This window comes from Pelistega sp. MC2, from assembly GCF_900099475.1.
GTDB lineage: Bacteria > Pseudomonadota > Gammaproteobacteria > Burkholderiales > Burkholderiaceae_B > Taylorella > Taylorella indica.
This window is the reverse complement of sequence record NZ_LT628276.1, coordinates 110433-134485: the sequence shown is the minus strand read 5'-3', so window position 1 is coordinate 134485 and position 24053 is coordinate 110433. Positions and strand designations below refer to the sequence as shown.

The following is a 24053-nucleotide window of genomic DNA, read 5'->3' as shown; positions in this document are numbered from 1 at the left end:
CGTTTAACCCTCGATGACGATGAAGTTGATTAGCTCAAAATCATTTAAACCACTCACATTGCCTTCAAGAGCTGTTGTCTGGGTGCCATTAAAGAGACTAGCAATATCGCTCTCTGCTTTACTTTCCTGGATAGCATTAATCGCAATATCGAGATACTCAGAATATTGTTGCATATGGCTACCGTCTTTGGTGCGCTTGTTAAAAGGGGTGTAAGCCTCAGGAATTGGCTGGCTAGCATGGTGGCAGCCTTGACGTGCGAGGTCGAGTAAGTTTTTGGCTTGTTGGTGTGTATGTACAACTTCACCTTGTTCGCTGATATACACCAGATAGTAGGGATAGAGTGGATTTTGCGTAGTAGGTGCTAATTTAATATCTCGGACACGTAATAAGAAAATAACGCCGGGTACAAGTCCTACACTAGGATTGGCTGGTATAACAGTATGTAGACCACTTGGTAACGTCTTAATGTTAGGGTATTGTTCGAGGTAACTTAGCAAGTCCATACGGAAGTCGTTAAGACCTAAATCGGTAATACTGACGCCAGTATTCGTATCTTCTAAATCAAGCACTTCATGTTGTAGACGCTTGAGTTGTTCATGTCGGTAGGCGATGTCATTTGCTTTAGAACTGAGGACGTTATCATCACCTGTGGCGGCAACATCGACGATGACCATACGTCCCTCTACACGCTCACGCAGTTTGATATATTCATCTAGTGTAATATCTGGCCAATAGTTGACGAGTTGAATGACTTCATTTTTTGAGCCGATACGATCGACACGCCCAAAACGTTGGATGATACGGACAGGGTTCCAGTGGATATCGTAATTAATTAGATAATCGCAATCTTGTAAGTTCTGGCCTTCGGAAATACAGTCTGTGGCAATGAGTAAATCCAATTCTCTATCTTCCGTAGGGAAGATATCGGCCTTTTGTTTTGATAATGGTGAGAAGAGAGTGAGCAATCCCTGCATATCATAATGTTCTCGACTATTTTTGCGAGATTTGATGGTGCTCTTTGGATTGGTGCTGCCTGTAATCAATGCACTATGAACCTGATAGTTTTCTAACATAAAGTCAGAAAGATGTTCATAGAGATAGTTTGCGGTATCAGCAAACGCGGTAAAAATAATTACCTTGCCATTACCTGGGTTAATAGGGTTTTGACGTTTGTTGATGATATGTTGCTTGAGGTTTTGCAACTTCGTATCTTTATCAGGATTAATAGGTGCAATAGCATTAATGAGACTAGTAATAGTCTTTAAATCTTGAGAAAGTACATCTTTCCAGGTAATGATATCCATATCGGCGAGATGAATTTTTAAGGTCCCTCCAATCATAAAATCATTACTTTCTTCAGTTTCCTCTTCAAAACCTAGCTCAGTTGAAAGTTTTAAGTCCGTAATTTGTCGATTATCTTCAAAGTTTTGGATGCTTTCTAATACGTTCGCGATATTAGTGGCAATTCCTTGTAAGGTTAGGCGGAAAGAGTGTACTGAACTCTCTAGGCGCTTGAGTAGGTTGATACGCATCAGTGCTTGTAGGCTTTTCTCGCGATCTACTTGTTTAAAACGTGAGTGTCCCACCAAAGTGTCAAACTGATCTGCGTATTTCTTCATGCAGCTAGGCAGGATGTAGTTCATCGGTGCGTAGACAGCCATCTTTAAGTCAGTGAGATGGCTCGCAATGGTTGACATCGAAATCGTATCTTCCTCATGTGATAGAGGAGATTGAATGGAGATAGGTGCTAATCGAGTCGGGAATTGACCTATGTCACGAGTGTCATAGAAAGTTTGAATATGCTTGCGAGAGCGTGCAATTGTCACGCTATCCAGTAGTTTAAAAAAGTCAAAGTCTAAAGTACCTAAAATCGCTTTTGGCGTACGTCTTTCAGGAGGGAGTGTACTCCAAGTGTTAAAAGCAGCTTGAGCACGTCGGAAAATCGTTTCGATATCACTGCTAACATCTAGCTTCTGTGCTAACTGGTCAGGATCCCCTTCATAAGCAAGTGCTAATTGATTTTTTAAATCTGTAAACTTGTTATTAACCGGTGTTGCTGATAGCATGAGTACTTTTGTCTTTACGCCTGCACGAATGACTTGATTCATGAGGCGTTCATAACGTGTTTCTCTATCTTTGAAATAGTCACGATTACGGAAATTATGTGACTCATCAATGACGACTAAATCATAATTCCCCCAGTTGATTTCTGAGAGGTTCATATCTAGTGTATGACCTGAGGTGCGTGATAAGTCCGTATGATAGAGTACATCGTATCGGAAGCGGTCTTTTTCAAAGATGTTTGTAATACGATTACCCTTGTAAGTGGTCCAGTTACTGCTGAGTTTTTTCGGACATAAAACAAGGACGCTTTTATTGCGTAACTCGTAGTATTTAATGACGGCAAGAGCGGTGAATGTTTTACCTAAACCAACGCTATCAGCAAGGATACAGCCATTAAAGTTTTCTAGCTTATTAATAATGCCAGTGGCAGCGTCTTTTTGGAAATTAAAGAGTTTTTTCCAGATGAGCGTGTTTTGATAACCTGTTAAATCATTGGGTAGGACGTCCTCATTAATATTTTCTAAGAAGTCTTTGAAAATATTGTAGAGCATTAAAAAGTAAATGCGTTGAGGAGCGTTCTCTTGATAAACAGACTCGATATGGCGAATAACTTCTTCGGTGACATCTCTGATGGTTTCTGGGTCTGTCCAAATCTGGTTGAACTTACTAATATATGATTGAGCGATGGTTGGCTCTTGAATTTTCTGTACAAAATTAGCGAGAGTATTTCCTCTTTCTTGTCCTAAGCCTATAGGGGTAAAGCCTTGTATCCCTGTATAGAGAGAGTCTGTGGTGTTTTGCTCAACAATAAACTCTGGCAGCCAGTCTTGAGTAATATTTGATTTAATACGAACTTTGCGTTTTATCCAGTCAGCACATTCTCTTGCGATGGCCTTTTGGGTAAGCTTGTTTTTGAGATGAATCTCAAATTCAGTGCCGTAAATACCTTTTTCACGCTTTTGTTTTGGAATAATAAACTCACGGTTTTCTTTGAGTTTATGTTGAGTGGCTGTCTCTGTGGTAAAGGTGGGTGAGGTAAAAAGAAATTGGATCTCATCAATATTTTCTAGCTCTTTTTTAAGTGCCTCGTAAGCATAAATCGAAAAGTACGAGGCAGCAATTTTTAGTCTAGAATTAGCATCTAATGATTGTTTCAGGTCATCGGCTAATGTGGTATTGATATTATCAATGAGCTTTATCATAGTGTTAATCTCTTAATCCTTTATTGACTTATTTTAAAGAGTTTTCACTCATCTGCCTCTTCTTTTTCCTCTACAACCTCATTCACTTTCACCAACAGTCTATCGATACGATGCTTATCCATATCCACGACTTCAAAATAAAACTCTTTCCATATAAAGCTTTCTGCTTCGCGAGGGATATGGCCGAGTTGGTGCATCACAAAGCCAGCGAGGGTATGGTAGTGCTCTAAGTCTTCATCGGGGAAGAATACTTTGCTATCCATGACTTCACGGAAGCGGTCTAGCGTCATGGTGCCGTCAATTAGCCATGAGCCATCTTTGCGTTGGATAGCGTCAGAGTGCTGATCCTCATTGATGGGGATACTATTGCCGACCAAGACTTTAAGAATATCTCTTAGGGTTACCACTCCTTCGACTTCACCGTACTCATTAATCACTACTGCGATTTCAGAACGATTTTGCTGCAAGGTTTCTAATAAGTCCATGGCACTGATGGTTTCTGGCACAAAGCGGACGGGTTTCATCACTGCACGGATATCGGTTTGTTCGCCACGGATTTGTTGTTCAAATAAGCTCCCTGCGTCTACAATCCCGATGATGTTATCTAATTCATTTTCTACCACTGGAAAACGAGAATAGGGGCTATCGGCGATAATAGCGAGGGTTTCTTCTAGAGGTGCATTGATATCGATATAATGCACTTCATTGCGAGGGGTCATGATGGTGGCAATGTGTTTATCATCTAAGCTCAATGCTCGTGCCACAATTTCGTGTTCGGTTTTCTCAAATAAACCTGCTGTTGCGCCCTCACTAAGAATACCGCTAATATCCTCTTCGGTGAGTTGGTCTCCTTTTTGTCCTGACATACCGAGTAGGCGTAATACAAAGTCTGTACTGACGGATAATACCCAAACAAAAGGTGAGACAATACGAGACAGCCATGTCATGGGTAAGGAAATTAACATGGCAACACGCTCAGGGTAGTGCATAGCAAGTCGTTTAGGAACGAGCTCACCAAAAATAAGCGAGGCAAATGTAATGCCAATAACGACAACAGCGAGAGAAACTTGGTAAGCGTATTGTCCAAAAATATGTTCAATCGCAGGGGCTAAGCGTGATACTAGAGAGGCTTCACCAAACGCACCGTTAAAAATACCGATTAGGGTAATACCAATTTGTACGGTCGATAAGAATCGGCTGGGTTCATCGGCAAGTTTTAATGCCGCCGCTGCGGCTTTACTGCCTTCTTCGGCTAATTTTTGTAAACGCATACGTTTAGACGACACGACAGCGATTTCCGACATAGCGAATAAGCCGTTAATAAAAATTAAGCAAAGAATAATAAACAGATCAATCATGATGTTATTTATCCGAACCAAAACGTGAGGTATTACGAATTAAGCCTTCTTGAGCAGAGGTAGCAAGGAGTTCACCTTTCTGGTTATAAATACGACCAAAGCATAGTCCTCGTCCACCACTAGCATTAGGTGAATCGATAACATATAGATTCCATTCATTGATATTAATTGGACGATGAAACCATAGGGCATGGTCAAGACTTGCCATCTGCATGGCTGGATCAAAGCAGCCCTGATTGTGAGGGAATAGACTTGCAAAAATTAGATAAAAATCGGTGAGGTAGGCTAACGTTGCTTTATGCAGCAGCGCATTTTCGCTGTCTATTGAACCATTGGCTTTAAACCAATAATAGGTATGCGCAGGATAGCTGCCACCAGTGACAAAACGTTCTGGATGGGCAGGTCGAATTTCGATAGGATTGCCATCAATCAAATGACGTTTAGTAATGGATTTTGGTAAGGTATGTGCAATTTGTTGTATCAGTTGGCTTTCATTTAAGAAGTTATCCTGACTTTTGACTTCTGGCATAGGATCGTAGTGCTCAAAACCTACTTCAGGTGTTTGGAAGCTCGTTGCCATCGTGAAAATATGTTTATCATTTTGATAAGCAACGACACGACGATTTGTAAATGAACCACCGTCTCTCACGCGCTCTACTTCAAAACGAATCGGTAGGTTGACATCTCCGGGACGGATAAAATAGGCATGTAATGAGTGAACTTCGCGTTGAGGATCAACAGTTAACGAGGCAGCCATCAATGCTTGACCTAGTACTTGACCACCAAAAATACGACCGGTACCTAGGAGGTCGGTACTTTCACCTAAAAAAATATCTTCACTAACAGGCTCTAAAGAGAGCTGCTTAATCATTTTATCGAATGCTTGTGACATGTGTTGACAAAAAAATAATAACAATGAGTTGATTTTAATGTTTTTTCGTAACTAAGACGATGAATTAATGCTTTATATTAGAATAATAAGAGAAAACTTACAAAGGAATGGCAAATGTTGGCAGAAAACTTTACCTTGATGCACGAAAAAATAAAATTAGCGTGTGAAAAAGTGAATCGTGATCCTAGTACGGTCAGTTTATTACCTGTTAGCAAAACATTCCCTGCGTCCGTTATCCGAGAAGCTGTGCAGTTAGGCTATACACGGTTTGGTGAAAATAAAGCACAGGAAATGAAGCAAAAGGCAATTGAGCTAGCTGACTATGGGATTGACTGGGTCATTATCGGTTATTTGCAAACAAATAAAGCAAAAGAGGTGGCTAAGTATGCGAGTGAAATTCAATCGTTGGATAGACTAGATTTGGCCATTGCACTAGATAAGCGATTACAACAAGAGGGACGTGCTATAGATGCATTGATTCAGGTAAAGACAAGCCATGAGGAGAGTAAAACAGGCATGGCTATTGATGATGTCCCTGGTTTTCTTAAATCACTTAAACCCTTTGATACATTAAACATTAAAGGGTTTATGACAGTCGCCGAAAATACCGATCAACAAGATATTGTGCGTCAATGTTTTAAACAAGTAGCCGATTTAGCTGAACAAATGCGTCAAGCGACTGGGTTAGCACTGCCTACGTTATCTATGGGTATGAGTGGTGATTATGAGTTAGCCATTGCAGAAGGTGCTACGGAGATTCGTATTGGTAGTGCGATTTTTGGACAAAGAGACTATTCGTCACACTAATTTTTGTAGCGTTCAATCAGCTTGTCTAGATTAAGAATTTGGATATACCCATAACCCACTTGAATAAGCCCTAGCGATTCTAGTTTGCGTAGTGCTATATTGGTTCGTTGCCTTGAGACCCTAGCCAAATAGCCAATTTCTTCTTGAGTGATCGTTAGGCGTGCTGAGGCATTGGGATAGAGTTTAGGGTTAAATAGTTCAATTAAGCAGCTTCCGACCCGACCGTCAGCATCCAATAAACGGTCATTTTCGGTACGCCCAATAAATTGACTAACTCGCTCATTTAATTGATTAAGCATGAATCGATTAAATGGAATGCTGTTATCAAGCAACCATTCAAACGTGAATAGCGGTAGCTTAGCAATTTTTGATTCATGTAAGGCAAATATATCGTAGCGCAGTCTTTCTTTTTTTAGTAGGCTTCCTTCGCCAAACCATCCTCCCGGAGGTACGCCTGTTAATGAGGTGATACGCCCATCAGCATTACCTACCGATACTTTGATAAGACCTTCTAAGACCCCAATCCAATATTGAGCCTTACTTCCTTTTTGCTCAATCATGGCACCGGGGTGAACCGTCGTTACAATGACGTCCTGAGTCACCCGTTGTTGATGCTCTGGTGAAAGTAAGTTGAACCACTTTGTATCGTACTCAGTGAAAACACTCATTAGGAATAACCCTCAAAAAAATGCTAAATGTCATGCTCGTGACAATTAGCGTACCTGTTATCGGTTAGTTTTGCAATTAGAGAAAACAGTATATTGGCAAAAAACGAACAGTCAATTGTATAAAACGACAAAATCCATTCAAAAGGAGACAAGTCATGGCTCATGCTATGGTGAAGGAGACATTCCCGTCTTTGTTGCTAAAACATGCGAAGGAAAGACCAACGCAAGCGGCAATGCGAGAAAAGGATTTGGGCATATGGCAAACATTTACTTGGGCTGATGTAGCGGAACAAGTCAAATTGGTTGCAAACACATTTTTGGATTTGGGTGTTCAAAAAGGTGAGCATATTGGTATTGTTGGTGAGAATAGACCTAGATTGTATATGGCGATGATGGCGGCGCAATCTGTGGGGGCTATTCCGGTACCTATGTATCAGGATGCTATTGCACAAGAGATGGTTCATGTTCTAAAAGATGCTGATTTACGAATTGTTGTAGTAGAAAACCAAGAACAAGTTGATAAGATGCTTGAGGTGCGTGTTGATGTTCCTACATTGGAATGTGTAATTTATGATGATCCAAGAGGATTGCGTAATTACCAAGAGGGAATGATTCTTTCTTATGATAAGGTCTTAGAGAGAGGCGAACGATACGCAAAGAATTATCCAGATGCTTTTATGGACGCATTGACAGCTGTTCAACCCGAAGATGCGGCAGCCATGTTCTATACGTCGGGGACAACAGGCAAGCCCAAAGGGGTGGTATTAACGCATGCCGCCTTAATTGATCGTGCTCAAGTGATTGAGCGTATGGAGAAGCTAACGAATAAAGAAGAAGTGTTAGCGTATTTACCGCCAGCTTGGATTGGTCAAAATATGTTCTCTTATGCACAAGCCTTGACGACAGGATTTACAGTTAACCACCCAGAGTCACCAAGTACAGTATCGATTGATATGCACGATATTGGTCCTACTTATTATTTCTCACCACCACGTGTCTTGGAAGAGTTACTAACGCAAGTAACTATTCGCATGGAAGATGCAGGCAAGTTTAAACAATGGCTGTTTAAGAAATCTATGAATTTAGCCAAACGTGTGGGTACTAAGATTTTGGATAAAGAGCCTGTTGGCTTACTTGACCGTATTAAATATATGATCGGTGATTTTGTGATGTATGCCCCTTTGCGTAATGCGTTGGGGATGAGTCGTGTTCGAGTTGCTTATACCGCTGGTGAAGCGATTGGACCGGATTTATTCACGTTCTATCGTTCAATTGGTATCAATTTAAAGCAGTTATATGGATCTACCGAAACATCAGTATTTGTATGTGTTCAAAAAGATGGTCATGTGTATCCTGACTCTGTTGGTGCCCCAGTGGAGGGTGTAGAAATCCGTATTGCTGATAATGGGGAAGTGCAGGTTAAGAGCCCTGGTTTATTTAAAGAATATTATCGTAATCCAGAATCAACAGCAGAGTCGTTTACAGAAGACGGCTGGTACCATACAGGCGATGCGGGTTTTATCGATCATCATGGTGACTTAAAAATTATTGATCGTGCCAAAGATGTGGGTCGTTTAGTAGATGGGCGTTTGTTTGCACCGAAATATGTTGAGAATAAATTGAAATTCTTCCCTTATATCAAGGAAGCAGTAGCGTTTGGGGCGAATAAAGAATTTGTGACCGCATTTATTAATATTGATTTAGAGGCGGTTGCCAACTGGGCAGAGCGCCGTGGTTTAGCCTATGCAGGTTATACAGACTTAGCGTCTAAACCAGAGGTTTATCAATTAATTGGTGACTGTATTGATCAGGTTAATGTGGATGTGGCGCAAGATGAGCAATTACAAGGGTTACAGATTCATCGTTTCTTAATTTTACATAAAGAGTTAGACCCAGATGACGATGAATTAACACGTACTCGCAAAGTACGTCGTAACTTTATCGCAGAGAAATACAAGGTATTAATTGATGCCTTGTTTGAGGGCAAACCATCTCAGTATATTGAAACAGAAGTTAAGTATGAAGATGGGCGTAAAGGTAAGATTAGTGCAGATTTAAAAATTGCACCAGCTAAAGTCGTAAATACAGCAAAGGCGGCCTAATATGCACCAAGTAAATGAGAAAAAAATTGGCGATGTTATTTTAGACATGCAAAGTATTTCATTATCGTTTGGTGGTGTGAAAGCACTAACAAATATTTCTTTCAATGTAAAAGAGCATGAAATACGTTCGATTATCGGTCCTAATGGTGCTGGTAAAAGCTCTATGTTGAACGTTATTAATGGGGTCTATACGCCACAAGAAGGCTCCATCGTTTTTGATAACAAAAACTTTGACAAGATGAGTCCACGCCGTGCAGCTGAAATGGGGATTGCACGGACATTCCAAAACTTGGCTTTATTTAAGGGCATGAGTGTATTGGACAATATTATGAGTGGTCGCAATCTACGGATGAAGAGTGGTTTGTTATCTCAGGCATTCCGAATTTTTGGTGCTGAAAAAGAAGAAATTCAACACCGTGAATATGTAGAAAATATCATTGATTTCTTAGAAATTCAGGCTTATCGCAAGACACCAGTTGGTCGTCTACCATATGGCTTACAAAAAAGGGTTGACTTAGGTCGTGCCTTAGCAATGGAGCCACGTTTATTATTGCTTGATGAGCCAATGGCAGGGATGAATATCGAAGAAAAGCAAGATATGAGTCGCTTTATCTTAGATGTGAATGATGAATTTGGCACAACCATTGTCCTCATTGAGCATGATATGGGTGTGGTGATGGATATTTCAGATCGAGTCGTGGTACTAGACTATGGTAAGAAGATTGGTGACGGTACACCAGCAGAAGTCCGTACTAATGAAGATGTAATTCGAGCTTATTTAGGCGTTGAGCACTGAGGTCAATCATGGGATATTTTTTAGAAACGTTATTTGGTGGTCTCATGAGTGGAATGCTATATGCACTCGTAGGCTTGGGCTTTGTATTAATTTTTAAGGCATCTGGTGTCTTTAACTTTGCACAAGGGGCAATGGTATTAGTCGCCGCTTTGTCTATGGCACGATTTGCAACATGGCTACCACAATGGTTTGGTTTTGAAAGTATGCTATTGGCAAATGTCTTGGCATTTATCATTTCAGCTGTGTTAATGACAATCGTCGCTATCTTGATTGAGCGTTTTGTATTGCGTCATCTCGTTAATCAAGAAGCAACAACGCTATTAATGGCGACATTAGGTATTAGCTATTTCTTAGATGGTGCTGGTCAAACGCTTTTCGGTAGCTCAGTTTATTCTATTGATGTAGGTATGCCTAAGGATCCTGCCTTTATTTTTGAAAGTATCTTTGAGGGCGGTGTACTCATTAACCTAGAAGATTTAACAGCAGCAGCGATTTCCGCTATTTTGGTAGTGATATTGGCATTGTTTTTCCAATATACCACAACAGGTCGTGCGTTAAGAGCGGTGGCTGATGATCATCAGGCAGCACAATCTATTGGTATCCCTTTAAATCGCATTTGGATCATTGTATGGGCAGTGGCTGGTGTTGTGGCTCTTGTTGCAGGGATTATCTGGGGATCAAAGTTCGGCGTTCAGTTTACCTTATCAACAGCTGCTTTACGTGCGCTACCAGTTGTTATTCTCGGCGGCTTAACGTCAGTGCCAGGCGCTATTATTGGTGGGCTAATCATTGGTGTTGGAGAAAAACTCTCTGAGGCGTATTTAGGTGAATACTTTGGTGGTGGTATTGAAATCTGGTTCGCCTATGTACTAGCACTTGTGTTTTTATTATTCAGACCACAAGGTTTGTTTGGTGAAAAAATTATTGACCGTGTTTAATGCACTCAGATTAAAAGGAATACAGTATGTTTTATCGTGAAAATGGTCAATTTAAAACGAGTTATCGTAGCGACCAACAAATTTTTCCTATCTTACAAGATCGTATTTTTATCTTGTTATTGATTGCCGTAGCTGTGCTAGTTGTACCTTTTACCGTGAGTAATTATTTCTTGAGCGGTATTCTAATTCCATTTTTGATTCTGTCATTAGCGGCATTGGGACTTAATGTCTTAGTCGGTTATTGTGGTCAGATTTCATTAGGGACAGGTGCATTTATGGCGGTGGGGGCGTATGCCGCATGGAACTTTGGTGTACGCATTCCAGAATTACCCTTAATTGTTCAAATCTTATTGGGTGGCTTTTTTGCCATGCTGGTTGGGGTGATTTTTGGTATTCCAAGTTTACGTATCCGAGGGTTATATTTAGCTGTAGCAACCTTAGCGGCACAATTCTTCGTTGATTGGGCATTTTTGCGGATACCTTTTTTCACCAATCATTCAACCTCGGGTAGTGTGTCTGTACCAGCCTTAGATTTTTTCGGATTACCAGTACAAACGCCAGTACAAAAATATCTTTTTGTGCTGATGATTGTGATTGTATTTGGCTTGCTTGTAAAAAATTTGGTACGTGGTGCTATTGGTCGTGAGTGGATGGCTATTCGTGATATGGATGTGGCAGCCTCAGTAATTGGTATTCGTCCAATGTATGCCAAATTGACCGCATTTGCGGTGAGCTCTTTTGTTGTGGGTGTGGCAGGGGCTTTATGGGGATATATTCACCTAGGTTCTTGGGAGCCATTAGCATTTGATTTAAATCGTTCTTTCCAATTGTTATTTATGGTGATTATTGGTGGCTTGGGTTCTATCGCAGGCAGTTTCTTTGGTGCAGCGTTTATCGTACTAGTCCCGATTTTACTGACACGTATCCCTGATATGTTAGGTATTCCTTTAGCCGTAGATACGATTGATCATATTCAGCATATGGTATTTGGTGCGCTAATCGTATTTTTCTTGATTGTGGAACCACATGGTCTGGCTAAATTATGGAGTATTGCCAGAGAAAAACTACGCATATGGCCATTCCCTCATTAAACCGTATGTCAACATTAATTAAAAAAGGCCGATGATAACGGTCATTCTTAAATAGTAGTAAACAGTTAATTAAGTAGTAAAAAGTTAATTAAATACCGAATTTATTTCGGAGGAGACAAACTATGAAATTCGCAACTAAAATACTAGCGGGTGCTATCGCTTTAGGTTCTCTATGTGGAACAACAGCTGTATATGCACAAGAACAAGATCAGTTCATTCCATTAATGACCTATCGGACTGGATCATTCGCTCCATTAGGGATTGCGTGGGCAGATGGTAAGATTGATTACTTACGTCTAGTAAATGCTCGTGAGGGTGGTGTAAACGGTGTTAAATTAAGTTTTGAAGAATGTGAAACAGGCTATGCAACAGACCGTGGCGTAGAGTGCTATGAGCGTTTAAAAAATGCGAATGGTGGTGCATCGGGATTTGATTCACAATCAACAGGTATTACGTTTGCCGTATCAGATAAGGCACCAGTGGATAAAGTATCTATTGAAACACCGGGTTATGGTCTATCTCAATCATCAAATGGTACTGTATTCAAATGGAACTTCCCATTATTAGGAACCTACTGGACAGCGGCTGATGTGATGATTCAAGATATTGCCAAGCGTGAAGGTGGTATTGATAAATTAAAAGGTAAGAAAATTGCTCTGGTTTATCACGATTCTCCCTATGGTAAAGAACCAATTCCTCTATTAAAAGCACGTGCAGAAGCAAACGGCTTTGAATTAATCCTATATCCAGTGACGGCGCCTGGTGTAGAGCAAAAATCAACTTGGTTAAATGTACGTCAAAAACGCCCTGATTATCTTCTATTGTGGTCTGCAGGTATTATGACGCCAACAGCGATTCGTGAAGCGCAATCTACAGGCTATCCTCGTGAAAAAATGTATGGTATCTGGTGGGCAGGTTCTGAGAATGATGTGAAAGATTTAGCAGCAGTTGCTAAGGGCTATAACATCATTACTATTCATAATACAGGTGAAGCCAAAGGAAAAGTGTTTGATGATTTAAAAACTTACCTATTTGATAAAGGGCAAGCGGCATCATCAACAGTAGGAACTATTGCCTATAACCGTGGTATGGTGATTTCTATGCTTCAAGTAGAGGCAATTCGTGCTGCGCAAGAAAAATTCGGCAAAGGTAAACATATGACATCTGAGCAAGTGCGTTGGGGCTTCGAGAATTTAAATATTACCGAAGATCGCCTAAAAGAACTTGGCTTTGAAAATATGCTTCGCCCTGTAAAAACAACATGTGAAAACCATATGGGTGATGACTGGGCACGTATCATGCAATGGGACGGTGCTAAGTTTGTCGCTACATCTGATAACTGGTATCAAGCAGATAAAACATTTGTGGATCCACTTGTGAAATCTGAAGCAGAGAAATACGCAGCTGCGAAGAAAATCGAGGTTCGTGATTGTTCTAAAGAAGATTCATAATTGACAGTTAATTAGTAGAACGGGGCTATATCACAGTGATAAAGCAGTCGATGTAGCCCTAACAAACTTAGTGATTATCGTTGGGAAAAAGTATGGGAAACATAACGCAAGAAGCCCCAAAACCATTACTTGATGTAAATGGTATCGAAGTGATTTACAACCATGTGATCTTAGTGTTACGTGGTGTGTCATTGGTCGTTCCTGAAGGTAAAATCGTGGCATTGTTGGGTGCTAACGGTGCTGGTAAAACAACAACCCTAAGAGCGATTTCAAACCTTTTACGCAGTGAGCGTGGTCAAGTTACCAAGGGTAATATTATGTACCGTGGTGAACGTATTGAAGAGATGACACCAGCTGATCTAGTTAAACGTGGTGTTATTCAGGTGATGGAAGGACGCCATTGTTTTGGCCACTTAAGCATCGAAGAAAACTTATTAACGGGAGCCTATACACGCAATGTAAGTAAGGGGGAAATAGCTGCTTCTTTAGATAAGGTGTATCAATATTTTCCTCGATTAAAACAACGAAGAACTAGTCAAGCAGGTTACACATCTGGTGGTGAGCAGCAAATGGCAGCCATTGGGCGTGCTTTAATGGCAAATCCAAATATGATTCTATTGGATGAACCATCAATGGGCTTGGCACCACAAATCGTAGAAGAAATTTTTGAAATTGTTCGTGATTTAAATGCGAGAGAAAACGTAAGTTTCCTACTGGCTGAACAAAACACTAATATTGCGTTACGGTATGCCGATTATGGGTATATTTTGGAAAGTGGTCGTGTCATGATGGACGGTACAGCGGAAGATTTAGCCAATAATGAAGACGTAAAAGAATTCTATCTAGGTCTTGATAGTGGTGACCGTAAGAGCTTTAAAGATACTAAATTTTATCGCCGTCGTAAGCGTTGGTTGGCGTAATAGAATAGAGGAGCTTACGCATGAAAGACTATTATGATAGCCAAGAGACACAATCGGTAGAAGAAAGAGAGCTACATCTTTTTAGCAATCTGCGTGATAATTTACGCCAATTAAGAGATAAAGTTCCTGCTTTACAGCGACAAATTAATGATATTGATATTTCCACATTAACTTCACGCGAAGATTTAGCCCAAATTCCGGTGGTGCGTAAATATGAGCTACTCAATGCACAAACTCAGGCGCGCCAAAAAATGACGGATGCAAAGCCCGGCGATGAAATTGAACGCGTGTTTGGTGGCTTCTCAGCGGTAGGATGGGGACAAGCTTCTCGTGTATTTGCCTCTCCGGGACCATTGTTTGAGCCTGAAGTGGCTAGAACGGATTATTGGCGAATGGCTCGAGCCATGTATGCCGCTGGTTTTCGTCAACATATGTTAGTCCATAACTGCTTTTCCTATCATTTTACCCCTGCTGGATCAATGTTTGAAACGGCAGCCTTAGCCGTAGGTGCGACGGTATTTCCTGCTGGTGTCGGTCAGACTGAAATGCAGGTGAGTGTGATTCAGGATTTAAAACCAAATGCCTATGCTGGAACGCCAAGCTTCTTGCGTATTATTATTGAAAAAGCAGAAGAAATAGGTGCCGATGTTTCTTCTATTAAACATGCTCTTTTTTCTGCTGAGGCATTTCCTCTATCATTGCAACAATGGTTTAAAGAAAAAGGAGTGGATGGTTATCAGGCTTATGGTACAGCTGATTTGGGCTTAATTGCTTATGAAACACAAGCACATGATGGTTTGGTGATTGCCGAAGACATTATTTTAGAAATCGTTAAGCCGGGAACCAATGATCCAGTGCCAGACGGTGAAGTAGGTGAGGTAGTTGTGACGACCTTAAATCCTGATTATCCTTTATTAAGGTTTGGTACAGGGGACTTATCCGTTATGATGGCAGGTCAATCACCTTGTGGACGTACCAATCGACGTATCAAAGGATGGATGGGGCGAGCAGACCAATCTGTTAAGGTGAGAGGTGCGATGGTGCATCCAGACTTAGTAGATAAAGTCGTCAAGCGTCACATGGAAATTAAGCGTGCGAGACTAGTTGTGACGGGAGCCATGGGCAAAGATGAGCTTGCTTTATTTGTTGAAACAATGGGTCAACCTTCAGAGCAATTAACCCAAGCAATCCAAGAGTCTATTAAGGAGTTTATTAAACTACGAACTGACGTTGTTTATAAGACAGCTGGTGAGATTAAAAATGATGGTTTGGTTATTGAGGATGCACGTTCTTATGAGTAATTCAGAGTGATACGTTTGGGCGATTTATTTTATATTGAAAATAAAAAATAAAATCTTAGAATTCTAAAATTTTAGATGCTCAAATTTTAAATGTTCAGAGCGACTATTCTTTATCTCAAAAATAAGGGGCAACTGCGATATAAGAGTTGCCCTTTGTCTTGAGTATGTTGCTTTTAGCGAGTTATCTTTAGTGAGTTATGTTTAAACAATATTGTTTGATACTAAATCACTTAGTCTTATACTTTATTGCCCTAATAATTTATACGCCTCATACCAGTCTTGCATAGGCGATAACCCCATATTTTCTGTTAGTATGCTGTGACCTAAACATGCCACAGGATATTTAGGTGTAGGCGTTGTTTTCTTATAAAAGTCTTGTACGGTATAGTCAGCAACACGAGAGAGTGAGCAGAAGATAGGGCTTTTGTGAATATCCAATGTAGGGATTTTTTTAGTGATTTGAGTGACACAAGCAAACTGCTGACCACAAGCGACTTTGATATATTTTAATAACTCTGAGTGTGCCTTTGCTGTCTCTTCCATAGAGACATTGCTCGAGTTAAAGTCACTGAGTATTGCACCAAATATATCGAGATCTTTTTGTTTTGCGGCTGTTTCTAGGGCAGCGACATAAGGATTAAAGCTGTCTTTTCCCTGCGATTTGACTGTCGTTTTACAGTCCTTAGGTAGGGTAAGTTTTTGTTGCTCAGCAATCAGTGCTTCACCAAAATTAACCAAGGATTTAAAATCAGCATCGGTAATCTGGCTTGGCTCTTTTTGGCAGGCAATATCAATCGCAGACGGCTCAGCCGCTTGTACTGAAGTAAGATGAACCCCTAATAAGACGAAAAGAGATATAAAGGATTTGGTGATAGATAGTTTCATTTTTCGCTCCATTCCATCATAGAGAGTTTAGTCTTCTTTTTTGGCTTGTTTTTTGATCTTTGTTTTAATACGGCTCTGCTTTAGAGGAGATAAACGCTCCACAAATACTTTTCCTAATAAATGGTCTAATTCATGCTGAACACAAATAGCTAATAAGCCATCTGCATGAAACTCGTATGCTTGCCCATTTTCATCTAGTGCTTTGACCTTAACCTCTGCATGACGATTAACCTTATCATAGATACCAGGAACAGATAAGCAACCCTCTTCGTAAACAACCATCTCATCACTTTTCCATGTAATTTCTGGGTTGATTAGTACTCGTAAGTGATCACCTTCTTCAGAAACATCAATCACCACCACTCGTTCATGAACATCAATTTGTGTGGCAGCTAGACCTACACCCGAAGACTCATACATAGTCTCAGCCATATCTTTAACTAATTGACGAATTCTGTCATTAATGTCTTCGACAGGTTTCGCTACTGTATGTAAACGAGGGTCAGGATAGTGCAGAATAGGAAGTAAAGCCATAGTGTATAAATTTTTTAGCAATAATGAATGGTAAATTATAGTAGAAATACGAATGGCTAAGTTAATTCTAAACAAAGAGTTAGACAAAGCATCCGAATTATAATAATTAATATGGATACAAAAAAGAATATTTCAAGGATAGGTATGCAAGAGCAAAAGGGGCAAAGAGGACAACTTGAAGAGCTAAGGGCTTGGCTTAGATTAACGTTGGAGCCGGGTATTGGGTCGGTGACGGCAAAAAATTTATTGATGCAATTTGGTTTTCCGCAAACTATTTTTGAAACTAAGTTTAGTCAATTAATGCCCGTAGTGGGGGAAAAAATTGCTTATCAGCTAAGAGAGCCTTGTTCTGAAGAAATCAACACCCAGATTGATAAAACGCTAGAGTGGCTTAATCAAGATAATCACCATATCCTGACATTAGCGGATACCTTATATCCAAAGGCATTATTAGATACCTATGACCCACCACTATTACTCTATGTTGATGGTAATTTATCCGCATTTCAGAAGCCTGCTATTGCCGTCGTCGGCACACGTCACCCGACTTTAAATGGCGCTCAAAATGCCAGAGCATTTGGCAAATATTTAGCTTCTCAAGGGTGGTGCATCGTTAGTGGACTTGCCAAGGGCATTGATGCTTCTGCACATGAAGGAGCCTTATTGGCAAATGTTGATTGCCCAACAATTGCCGTGATGGGCACAGGGATTAATCGCCTTTATCCTGCCGAGAACAAAGCCATAGCTTTAGGTATTCGCCATAGGGGAGCATTGATTTCTGAGTTTCCTTTAGATACGCCAGCTAATGCCTTTAGGTTTCCTATGCGTAATCGGATAGTTGCGGGTCTATCTCGAGGTGTGTTGGTGGTAGAAGCAGCACGTAAAAGTGGCTCATTGATTACCGCCAAGATGGCTGGAGATTTGGGTAAAGAAATTTTCGCCATTCCGGGTTCAATTCATTCCCCTTTATCTAGAGGGTGTCATGCATTGATTCGCCAAGGGGCTAAGCTAGTTGAAACGGGTCAAGATATTCTCGAAGAATTGGGCTATGCTGTCACAGCCAATGCACCAGAGCCAGATAAACCAAGTGTTGACCCAGAGATTCCTGAGAAATTCAAACCAGTTTTAGAGGCAATGGGTTTTGAGGCTATTAGTATTGAAGAGCTAACAGAGTATTTATCATTGAGCATAGAGGAGCTCAGCTTGCTATTAACCGAGATGCAATTACAATCGATCGTGGTAAAACAGGTGGATGGGAAATATCAGCGAGTGTTTCATAATGGGGAAAATTAAGTATTCGCTTAATAAGTGAGTTAGAGGTTTTCAGAGGTTTAGAGATGCTTCAAGAGATTAGGCATAACAGTTGGGTGTACTAGCATAGAAATAGGCAATCTATTACAATGAGACAATAGAGACAGCCTTATAAAATAGGAGGAAAAAGTGGGTGTTACTAAAGTAAAAATGGTTGAAGTTGGTCCTCGTGATGGATTGCAAAATGAAAAAGAATTTGTACCAACGGACGTTAAAATTGAATTAATTAATCGCTTAACAGAAGCGGGTTTTCCAAATATCGAAGCAGCCTCTTTTGTCTCACCAAAATGGGTGCCACAAATGGCGGACGGTAGTGAGGTGATGGCAGGTATTACACGTAAAGAGGGTGTGATTTATTCTGCCTTAACCCCGAATATGAAAGGTTTTGAAGCGGCATTGGCAGCTAAAGCCGATGAGGTGGTTATTTTTGGTGCGGCAAGTGAGGCATTTTCACAAAAAAATATTAACTGTTCTATTGCCGAATCAATTGATCGTTTTGCACCAGTTGCCGAAGCTGCTCTTGCGAATGGTATTAGGCTAAGAGCAAGTATCAGTACCTCTTTTGGTTGCCCATACCAAGGTGATGTACCCGTAGAAAGTGTTGTAGATGTGGTAAAACGCATGAAAGCGCTTGGCGTGCAAGAGTTTGATATCGCTGATACGATTGGTGTGGGTACAGCGAATCAAGTGTATGAGGTGATGTCACGAGTGACAGAAATTGTTGATCCAGCACAAGTAGCAGGACATTTTCATGATACCTATGGACAAGCCTTAGCCAATATACTTTCTTCATTGCGTGCGGGTATTAGCATTTTTCATTCTTCCGTATCGGGTCTTGGCGGCTGTCCATATGCCAAAGGTGCTACAGGTAATGTAGCCACCGAAGACGTTCTCTATATGTTGCAAGGCATGGGCATAGAGACAGGTATTGATTTAGACAAGGTCATTGATGCCGGTGATTTTATTTCGACCTATTTAAAACGTCAGAATGCAAGCAGAGTAGGACGTGCAATATTGAATAAACGAGCGAATGCTGTTTGTGGATAGACATAACGCAATATAGATTGACTATAGTGCTTATGTGATGCATATTTTGCAGCGAATAGTCTAGTGAAAAGGCTATTTGCTGTATTAGACCTATTAATTTATGCCTAAGTGATAAATTTCAGATGTGTATAAAGTATTCAAGGGGGGGGCAGATACGTGCATTGTGGGGTTGAGTAATCTGTGTTAGTAAATAGTTGTACGCTAAACTAGTTGAGAATAATACATATAAGTCGAATCCAGCTATTTAGATAATTCATTCTAGAATCTGGATATTTTCAATTGGCATAGAGAAGTGATAACACTTATAGTTATTTTTCCCTTCACTATTAATTAGAATAGCTGACCCATAATCACCAAGGTATTTTTTAATTTCCTTTTTTAGCCGAGAAACCTCTTCTTGTAGGATGGTTTTTATTTCGTCTTCATCTAGATTCTCTAGCTCTTTACGTTTTTGTTTTGCATCAATACCATTTCCTTTATATGTCTTATCTAGCTGAACACGGCAAGAAACAAATTTTTCCTTAAAGTAGGTCAAATCTTTGCTGCCATTGTGAAGAGCAATTTTAGTTTTACCTTCTAGCGCTAATAAAACAACCGCCCAATAGACGCAGAACCGACGCTGTTGGAGTTTAATAGGGGGAAGATTATGGTATTGAATGCTTTCTTTTTTGGGGTTAATAATCAGATGTAATTGTTGTAGATTTTGCTGAGTAAGCTCAACAGCTTGTGTAAAATTCCACTGGTCGGCAAGCTGTAGTTTTGGTAATCCTTCTCTCATACGAACAAAAGGGATATTTGCCAACATTACTTTGGCAGAAGATGCGTCTCGAATACCCGAAGGAGTATCCAATGGAAAAGTAGTTAAGGTAGGATAGAAGAATTGAGGGTTATTTTCAAAATCAGCCTCAACCAAAACATGAGAGAGTCGGTCTTGTTTTCTTCCAAATAGTGATAAAGCATAACCAATATAAAACCCCATAGATTTACGACCACCGGCAATAGACACGTGAAGCTCAGTATTATCAATAAGACATAAATCGTGAATAAATCGTACAATTTTATCGGCAGCGGCATTATTTTGTTCAGGTGAACGAATGTCGTCTAGTGCATTTCCTTGATTGTCCTCAATAATATGTATGTTTTGAAGTGGAAATTGTATCTCTGGTAAGTGATACTCCTGACAGATACGAGCAAAAAAACCTGAGTCTCCCAATAAGGCTTGAGTGATTTTTTGTGCTCCCATCCCTGTAGTTAATACATGAATCTCATGCGGAATCCAGCGATGTTCTGTAACAAGGGAATAAAGCGTCTCTGTAATGATTTGTGGAGACATACCTGTTACAGCAACAAGAATACGTTTAGTATGGGTCATAAGTATGTGAAGCTAGAAATGATGATGGTAAAACTATAATGGAGAAAAAATCTATTGAATATTAATGCTTTCCCTCTTTTTTCTTTCAATAATTTACGAGATAATTAATATTCTGATTTTTAAATGGACAATTTACCTAATGAATTCTCCTTGTATATTGCCTAATCAATTAGCATTAGCTCGTTATAGATTAACCTTTAAGTTAGAGACTGATATGCTAATCCCTGACTATGCAGGCTCATTTATTCGAGGAGCCTTTGGGCAAGCACTCAGAAAGCTTACGTGTTTAACAAAGCAACCTTCATGTGATGGTTGTTCATTAAGGAGCAGTTGTATATATACCCAAATTTTTGCTACACCGACCAATACCTTATTGAATAAAAGCCAGCAACAACATCCTCCGCAGCCATACATCATAGAAGCCCCCGAAAACAATAAAAAATTCTATGGGAAGGGAGAAGAGTTTAGCTTTAATGTTGTATTGATTGGAGGAGCGACACTACATTTGCCAGTTATCATATATGCCTTTCAACAAATGTTCCAACGTGGTATAGGACATCAAGGTGCAAAGGGTATACTTATACAGGTAGAGGTGGAAAGACAAGAATTAAAGGGAATAGGCAGCGAAGATAAATGGCTTTCAATCTACCAACAAGAACACCTTCAAGAGCATAGTACTGATATTTGTTTACCTAAACAATATCCCGATGCTGTAAGTATAAAGCTTAAAACAGTACTAAGATTAGTGCATCAAGGCAAGGTAATAACTCCTGAGACATTTGATGTACAACTTATGTTAAAACAGCTTTTGCGTCGTACATCAGCCATTTCTACATTACATTGGCATCGAGTATTATCGTTAGATATCGAACAATTATTTAGTGAAATGGAGCGTGTTAAATTAGTTAGTCACTCACTAACATGGCAAGATTGGAGACGATATTCTTATCGGCAAAAACAAGAGATGCAATTGGGAGGTGTTATTGGCGAACTACGCCTAGAAAATATTTCCCCTGCACTTAGCCAGCTATTATATGTTGGTCAGTGGTTACATGTTGGCAAAGAAACGGTATTTGGCTTAGGGAGATATGAACTTTATTAATTAAGATTTTTTATAAACCCTACATATCAAAAATTTTCTCGACCACTTAAGCTTCACACAAAATTGTGGAGCTTTTTTTATGCTTAAACGAAATGTATGATTTCCTAACAATCCTCAATAATTTTTAGGGAGTTTGTGATGAAAAGAGAAATATATATTTTTGCATATGATATTGCTGATACGAAAAGACGCAGACAAGCAAGAAATTTATTAGTAGGTTATTCCATAGGAGGTCAAAAATCCTTATTTGAATGCCTATTAAGAGATAGTGAATTAAAGGATCTTTGTCATGACTTGCGAACATTATTATGTGATGAAGACACTGTGCATTATATACGTGTACATACAGATAAAACCACCCATTTATTAGGTGTCGCTAAACCCATGCAACAAGACCGATTTTGTTTGATTTAACTCAAAGGAGAATAACAAAATGACGACGTTATTTGTGGATAGAAAAGGGTTGCGGTTAGCTGTGGATGGTGCGGCTTTAGCATTTTATGATCAAGATGAGCGTAAAGGAACTATTCCATTAAAGAGTCTAGAGCGTGTGTGCATCAGAGGTGATTTGGAAATGAACGCATCTGTTTTAGGCAAAATGGGAGAGGAAGGAGTTGGTGTCATTATTTTGAGTGGACGTAAAAAAGAGCCAGTACTTTTTATGCCTAGCTTACGAGTGGATGCTCAACGCAGGCTTGCACAATACGAAGCATCTAAGCAAGAAGAGTTTTGCTTACAGCAGTCAAAAAAATGGGTAACACAAAAATTAACTGAGCAGCTAACTGTATTGACAAATCTAGAAGAAAACTATCCAGAGCATAGACTATCCATTAAACATGGCGTAGAAAGTTTACAGTTGGCAATAGAAAATACTCAAAAAGTAATCGATAAAATGAGTCTTAGGGGTATAGAGGGAGCATCTGCCGCTAGGTATTTTGGGACATGGTCAAAAGTATTACCTCCTTATTGGCAGTTTAATGGGAGAACAAAAAGACCACCACTAGATCCACTCAACGCCACAATGTCATTGTGCTATACACTTTTGCATTTTGAGTTGGTTCGTGAAATCCATCTTATAGGATTAGATCCTTTTATCGGGGTTTATCATGAAGCAGAGTATAGTCGAGAGTCGTTGGCATGCGATTTAGTGGAGCCGCTACGCCCGTTATGTGATGCATGGATTATTGAACTTTTTCAGCGTAAAGAATTACGAGTTGATTACTTTACGATGTTTTCTGATGCATGCATGATGGGTAAGGCAGGAAGAGCCCTATTTTATCAACTGTATGATGATCAGGCAAAACAATGGCGTCCTAAAATGCGTCAGTTATGTAGAGATTTTTTGCAGTCATTAAGACAATTTTCAACAGAAAAGAATGCTTTTGATTATGTAGAACAAATGATATTGGAGTAATGATGATTTGTTTGATTGCTTATGATATTACCTCCCCTCGCAGGCTACAGAAAATTTTTCGACTCTTGAGTGAATATGCGCAACCGATACAGAAAAGTGTTTTTCTATTTGATGATAGTCCCGGCGAGTTTGAAGCTTGTTGGCAGCAATTAAGTCAAATTATAGATAAAAAACAAGATGATATACGAGCCTATACATTGGCGCATAAAGGAGCTTGCTATGATTTATTAGGAACAGGGCAATTACCTGACGGTATTGTGTGGAGTGGAACACATGTTCAGGCAGTTGAATTATTGACAGGGACTCGTTAAAATGAGGGTTGTTTTTCAATTTGTTTCTTTAAAAAATGGAAATTTACGAGTGAACTTTTTGAAAATAATTTTTTTCGTCTGGGCTATTTTTAACTTATTGATTTTAAATAAGAAAAACATATAGTGCAGTGGAAAAAAATTCCTCAACATAAGAGGATTACGACTAATCGTACTGGGCTTTCCCCATCGTCCATAGCTGGTGGAAAAAAATTCCTCAACATAAGAGGATTACGACCTAAAGTGAGGCAGCCTTTCTCATATGTACGAGCTGTGGAAAAAAATTCCTCAACATAAGAGGATTACGACGTAAGTAAACTAACGTTATACATATTGCCAATATGTGGAAAAAAATTCCTCAACATAAGAGGATTACGACATCGAAGTCCTCCACCAGTACGAGACCAACTTGCGTGGAAAAAAATTCCTCAACATAAGAGGATTACGACCATGTGCTCTTGATTAGAGTAGGGGTCATACTCGTGGAAA

The 24053-nt window shown here is 39.8% G+C and carries 21 protein-coding genes and 1 CRISPR repeat array (1 of these 22 only partly in view); of the genes, 14 read left to right on the top strand and 7 right to left on the bottom strand.

What is annotated here, in order from left to right; genetic code table 11:
- Positions 1 to 3: 3 nt before the first annotated feature.
- The 3 genes from BQ4443_RS11010 to BQ4443_RS11000 are packed head-to-tail and all read right to left on the bottom strand — an operon-like array spanning position 4 to position 5496.
- On the bottom strand, positions 4 to 3267 hold the full coding sequence (locus tag BQ4443_RS11010) for a helicase-related protein (RefSeq protein ID WP_256331018.1): 3264 nt from the start codon (positions 3265 to 3267) through the stop codon (positions 4 to 6).
- Positions 3268 to 3311: 44 nt separating this feature from the next.
- Positions 3312 to 4625, bottom strand: coding sequence for a hemolysin family protein (locus BQ4443_RS11005; protein WP_071059093.1), 1314 nt, complete (start codon positions 4623 to 4625; stop codon positions 3312 to 3314).
- A gap of 4 nt (positions 4626 to 4629) precedes the next feature.
- Positions 4630 to 5496, bottom strand: a complete 867-nt coding sequence (locus BQ4443_RS11000) for an acyl-CoA thioesterase (protein ID WP_256331017.1) — start codon at positions 5494 to 5496, stop codon at positions 4630 to 4632.
- A 135-nt stretch (positions 5497 to 5631) separates the two neighbouring features.
- On the opposite strand from BQ4443_RS11000, the gene BQ4443_RS10995 reads away from it, so the two are divergent.
- A complete protein-coding gene (locus BQ4443_RS10995; protein WP_071059089.1) occupies positions 5632 to 6324 on the top strand; it encodes a YggS family pyridoxal phosphate-dependent enzyme in 693 nt (230 codons plus the stop codon).
- On the opposite strand, the gene BQ4443_RS10990 is transcribed toward BQ4443_RS10995, so the two are convergent.
- Entirely contained in the window at positions 6321 to 6992 is a 672-nt protein-coding gene (locus BQ4443_RS10990) for a Crp/Fnr family transcriptional regulator (RefSeq protein WP_071059087.1), read from the bottom strand. The genes BQ4443_RS10995 and BQ4443_RS10990 overlap by 4 nt on opposite strands.
- Before the next feature lie 155 nt (positions 6993 to 7147).
- On the opposite strand from BQ4443_RS10990, the gene BQ4443_RS10985 reads away from it, so the two are divergent.
- The 7 genes from BQ4443_RS10985 to BQ4443_RS10955 all read left to right on the top strand — a co-directional run bounded on the left by BQ4443_RS10985 (position 7148) and on the right by BQ4443_RS10955 (position 15591).
- On the top strand, positions 7148 to 9094 hold the full coding sequence (locus BQ4443_RS10985; protein ID WP_071059086.1) for an AMP-dependent synthetase/ligase: 1947 nt from the start codon (positions 7148 to 7150) through the stop codon (positions 9092 to 9094).
- A 1-nt stretch (position 9095) separates the two neighbouring features.
- Positions 9096 to 9890: an ABC transporter ATP-binding protein gene (locus BQ4443_RS10980; protein ID WP_023952613.1), complete on the top strand. Its 795-nt coding sequence runs from the start codon at positions 9096 to 9098 to the stop codon at positions 9888 to 9890.
- 8 nt (positions 9891 to 9898) lie between these two features.
- Complete coding sequence (locus BQ4443_RS10975) at positions 9899 to 10828, top strand: branched-chain amino acid ABC transporter permease (RefSeq protein ID WP_023952611.1); 930 nt, start codon at positions 9899 to 9901, stop codon at positions 10826 to 10828.
- A 26-nt stretch (positions 10829 to 10854) separates the two neighbouring features.
- Positions 10855 to 11919 carry a branched-chain amino acid ABC transporter permease gene (locus BQ4443_RS10970; RefSeq protein ID WP_023952609.1) on the top strand — a complete coding sequence of 355 codons (1065 nt, stop codon included), beginning with the start codon at positions 10855 to 10857 and terminating at the stop codon, positions 11917 to 11919.
- A gap of 122 nt (positions 11920 to 12041) precedes the next feature.
- Complete coding sequence (locus BQ4443_RS10965) at positions 12042 to 13370, top strand: ABC transporter substrate-binding protein (protein WP_071059083.1); 1329 nt, start codon at positions 12042 to 12044, stop codon at positions 13368 to 13370.
- Between the two features lie 92 nt (positions 13371 to 13462).
- Positions 13463 to 14290, top strand: a complete 828-nt coding sequence (locus BQ4443_RS10960) for an ABC transporter ATP-binding protein (protein ID WP_023952604.1) — start codon at positions 13463 to 13465, stop codon at positions 14288 to 14290.
- Between the two features lie 20 nt (positions 14291 to 14310).
- Positions 14311 to 15591 (top strand): phenylacetate--CoA ligase family protein, encoded by a 1281-nt coding sequence (locus tag BQ4443_RS10955; RefSeq protein ID WP_071059081.1) that lies wholly within the window; start codon positions 14311 to 14313, stop codon positions 15589 to 15591.
- 243 nt (positions 15592 to 15834) lie between these two features.
- Here the strand turns inward: BQ4443_RS10955 and BQ4443_RS10950 are convergent, their stop codons facing one another.
- Positions 15835 to 16476 (bottom strand): hypothetical protein, encoded by a 642-nt coding sequence (locus BQ4443_RS10950; protein WP_071059080.1) that lies wholly within the window; start codon positions 16474 to 16476, stop codon positions 15835 to 15837.
- 27 nt (positions 16477 to 16503) lie between these two features.
- The gene (gene def / locus BQ4443_RS10945; protein ID WP_023952598.1) at positions 16504 to 17010 is read right to left on the bottom strand and encodes a peptide deformylase; all 507 of its coding nucleotides are present in this window, start codon (positions 17008 to 17010) and stop codon (positions 16504 to 16506) included.
- 144 nt (positions 17011 to 17154) lie between these two features.
- Here def and dprA point away from each other — a divergent pair, with 144 nt between their 5' ends.
- Both dprA and BQ4443_RS10935 read left to right on the top strand, forming a co-directional pair.
- Positions 17155 to 18303 carry a DNA-processing protein DprA gene (gene dprA / locus BQ4443_RS10940; RefSeq protein ID WP_071059079.1) on the top strand — a complete coding sequence of 383 codons (1149 nt, stop codon included), beginning with the start codon at positions 17155 to 17157 and terminating at the stop codon, positions 18301 to 18303.
- 168 nt (positions 18304 to 18471) lie between these two features.
- The gene (locus BQ4443_RS10935; protein WP_031274817.1) at positions 18472 to 19368 is read left to right on the top strand and encodes a hydroxymethylglutaryl-CoA lyase; all 897 of its coding nucleotides are present in this window, start codon (positions 18472 to 18474) and stop codon (positions 19366 to 19368) included.
- 253 nt (positions 19369 to 19621) lie between these two features.
- Here BQ4443_RS10935 and csm6 read toward each other — a convergent pair whose 3' ends face one another.
- A complete protein-coding gene (gene csm6 / locus BQ4443_RS10930) occupies positions 19622 to 20740 on the bottom strand; it encodes a CRISPR-associated ring nuclease Csm6 (RefSeq protein ID WP_071059078.1) in 1119 nt (372 codons plus the stop codon).
- A gap of 139 nt (positions 20741 to 20879) precedes the next feature.
- Between csm6 and cas6 the strand changes: the two genes are divergently transcribed.
- The 4 genes from cas6 to cas2 (BQ4443_RS10910) all read left to right on the top strand — a co-directional run bounded on the left by cas6 (position 20880) and on the right by cas2 (BQ4443_RS10910) (position 23567).
- Positions 20880 to 21842 carry a CRISPR system precrRNA processing endoribonuclease RAMP protein Cas6 gene (gene cas6, locus BQ4443_RS10925; protein ID WP_176752478.1) on the top strand — a complete coding sequence of 321 codons (963 nt, stop codon included), beginning with the start codon at positions 20880 to 20882 and terminating at the stop codon, positions 21840 to 21842.
- Positions 21843 to 21980: 138 nt separating this feature from the next.
- Positions 21981 to 22256 (top strand): CRISPR-associated endonuclease Cas2, encoded by a 276-nt coding sequence (cas2, locus tag BQ4443_RS10920; protein ID WP_071059077.1) that lies wholly within the window; start codon positions 21981 to 21983, stop codon positions 22254 to 22256.
- A 19-nt stretch (positions 22257 to 22275) separates the two neighbouring features.
- On the top strand, positions 22276 to 23256 hold the full coding sequence (gene cas1 / locus BQ4443_RS10915) for a CRISPR-associated endonuclease Cas1 (RefSeq protein ID WP_071059076.1): 981 nt from the start codon (positions 22276 to 22278) through the stop codon (positions 23254 to 23256).
- Positions 23256 to 23567, top strand: a complete 312-nt coding sequence (gene cas2 / locus BQ4443_RS10910) for a CRISPR-associated endonuclease Cas2 (RefSeq protein WP_071059075.1) — start codon at positions 23256 to 23258, stop codon at positions 23565 to 23567. The genes cas1 and cas2 (BQ4443_RS10910) overlap by 1 nt, the downstream gene beginning before the upstream one ends.
- Before the next feature lie 128 nt (positions 23568 to 23695).
- Positions 23696 to 24053: a CRISPR direct-repeat array (repeat unit 36 nt; unit sequence GTGGAAAAAAATTCCTCAACATAAGAGGATTACGAC); it runs 374 nt beyond the window's last position.

Excerpts from the sequence above, each read along its gene's own strand:
- BQ4443_RS11010 (WP_256331018.1), bottom strand. The coding sequence starts at position 3,267 with ATGATAAAGCTCATTGATAATATCAATACCACATTAGCCGATGACCTG.
- BQ4443_RS11005 (WP_071059093.1), bottom strand. The coding sequence starts at position 4,625 with ATGATTGATCTGTTTATTATTCTTTGCTTAATTTTTATTAACGGCTTA.
- BQ4443_RS11000 (WP_256331017.1), bottom strand. The coding sequence starts at position 5,496 with ATGATTAAGCAGCTCTCTTTAGAGCCTGTTAGTGAAGATATTTTTTTA.
- BQ4443_RS10995 (WP_071059089.1), top strand. The coding sequence starts at position 5,632 with ATGTTGGCAGAAAACTTTACCTTGATGCACGAAAAAATAAAATTAGCG.
- BQ4443_RS10990 (WP_071059087.1), bottom strand. The coding sequence starts at position 6,992 with ATGAGTGTTTTCACTGAGTACGATACAAAGTGGTTCAACTTACTTTCA.
- BQ4443_RS10985 (WP_071059086.1), top strand. The coding sequence starts at position 7,148 with ATGGCTCATGCTATGGTGAAGGAGACATTCCCGTCTTTGTTGCTAAAA.
- BQ4443_RS10980 (WP_023952613.1), top strand. The coding sequence starts at position 9,096 with ATGCACCAAGTAAATGAGAAAAAAATTGGCGATGTTATTTTAGACATG.
- BQ4443_RS10975 (WP_023952611.1), top strand. The coding sequence starts at position 9,899 with ATGGGATATTTTTTAGAAACGTTATTTGGTGGTCTCATGAGTGGAATG.
- BQ4443_RS10970 (WP_023952609.1), top strand. The coding sequence starts at position 10,855 with ATGTTTTATCGTGAAAATGGTCAATTTAAAACGAGTTATCGTAGCGAC.
- BQ4443_RS10965 (WP_071059083.1), top strand. The coding sequence starts at position 12,042 with ATGAAATTCGCAACTAAAATACTAGCGGGTGCTATCGCTTTAGGTTCT.
- BQ4443_RS10960 (WP_023952604.1), top strand. The coding sequence starts at position 13,463 with ATGGGAAACATAACGCAAGAAGCCCCAAAACCATTACTTGATGTAAAT.
- BQ4443_RS10955 (WP_071059081.1), top strand. The coding sequence starts at position 14,311 with ATGAAAGACTATTATGATAGCCAAGAGACACAATCGGTAGAAGAAAGA.
- BQ4443_RS10950 (WP_071059080.1), bottom strand. The coding sequence starts at position 16,476 with ATGAAACTATCTATCACCAAATCCTTTATATCTCTTTTCGTCTTATTA.
- def (WP_023952598.1), bottom strand. The coding sequence starts at position 17,010 with ATGGCTTTACTTCCTATTCTGCACTATCCTGACCCTCGTTTACATACA.
- dprA (WP_071059079.1), top strand. The coding sequence starts at position 17,155 with ATGCAAGAGCAAAAGGGGCAAAGAGGACAACTTGAAGAGCTAAGGGCT.
- BQ4443_RS10935 (WP_031274817.1), top strand. The coding sequence starts at position 18,472 with ATGGTTGAAGTTGGTCCTCGTGATGGATTGCAAAATGAAAAAGAATTT.
- csm6 (WP_071059078.1), bottom strand. The coding sequence starts at position 20,740 with ATGACCCATACTAAACGTATTCTTGTTGCTGTAACAGGTATGTCTCCA.
- cas6 (WP_176752478.1), top strand. The coding sequence starts at position 20,880 with ATGAATTCTCCTTGTATATTGCCTAATCAATTAGCATTAGCTCGTTAT.
- cas2 (WP_071059077.1), top strand. The coding sequence starts at position 21,981 with ATGAAAAGAGAAATATATATTTTTGCATATGATATTGCTGATACGAAA.
- cas1 (WP_071059076.1), top strand. The coding sequence starts at position 22,276 with ATGACGACGTTATTTGTGGATAGAAAAGGGTTGCGGTTAGCTGTGGAT.
- cas2 (WP_071059075.1), top strand. The coding sequence starts at position 23,256 with ATGATGATTTGTTTGATTGCTTATGATATTACCTCCCCTCGCAGGCTA.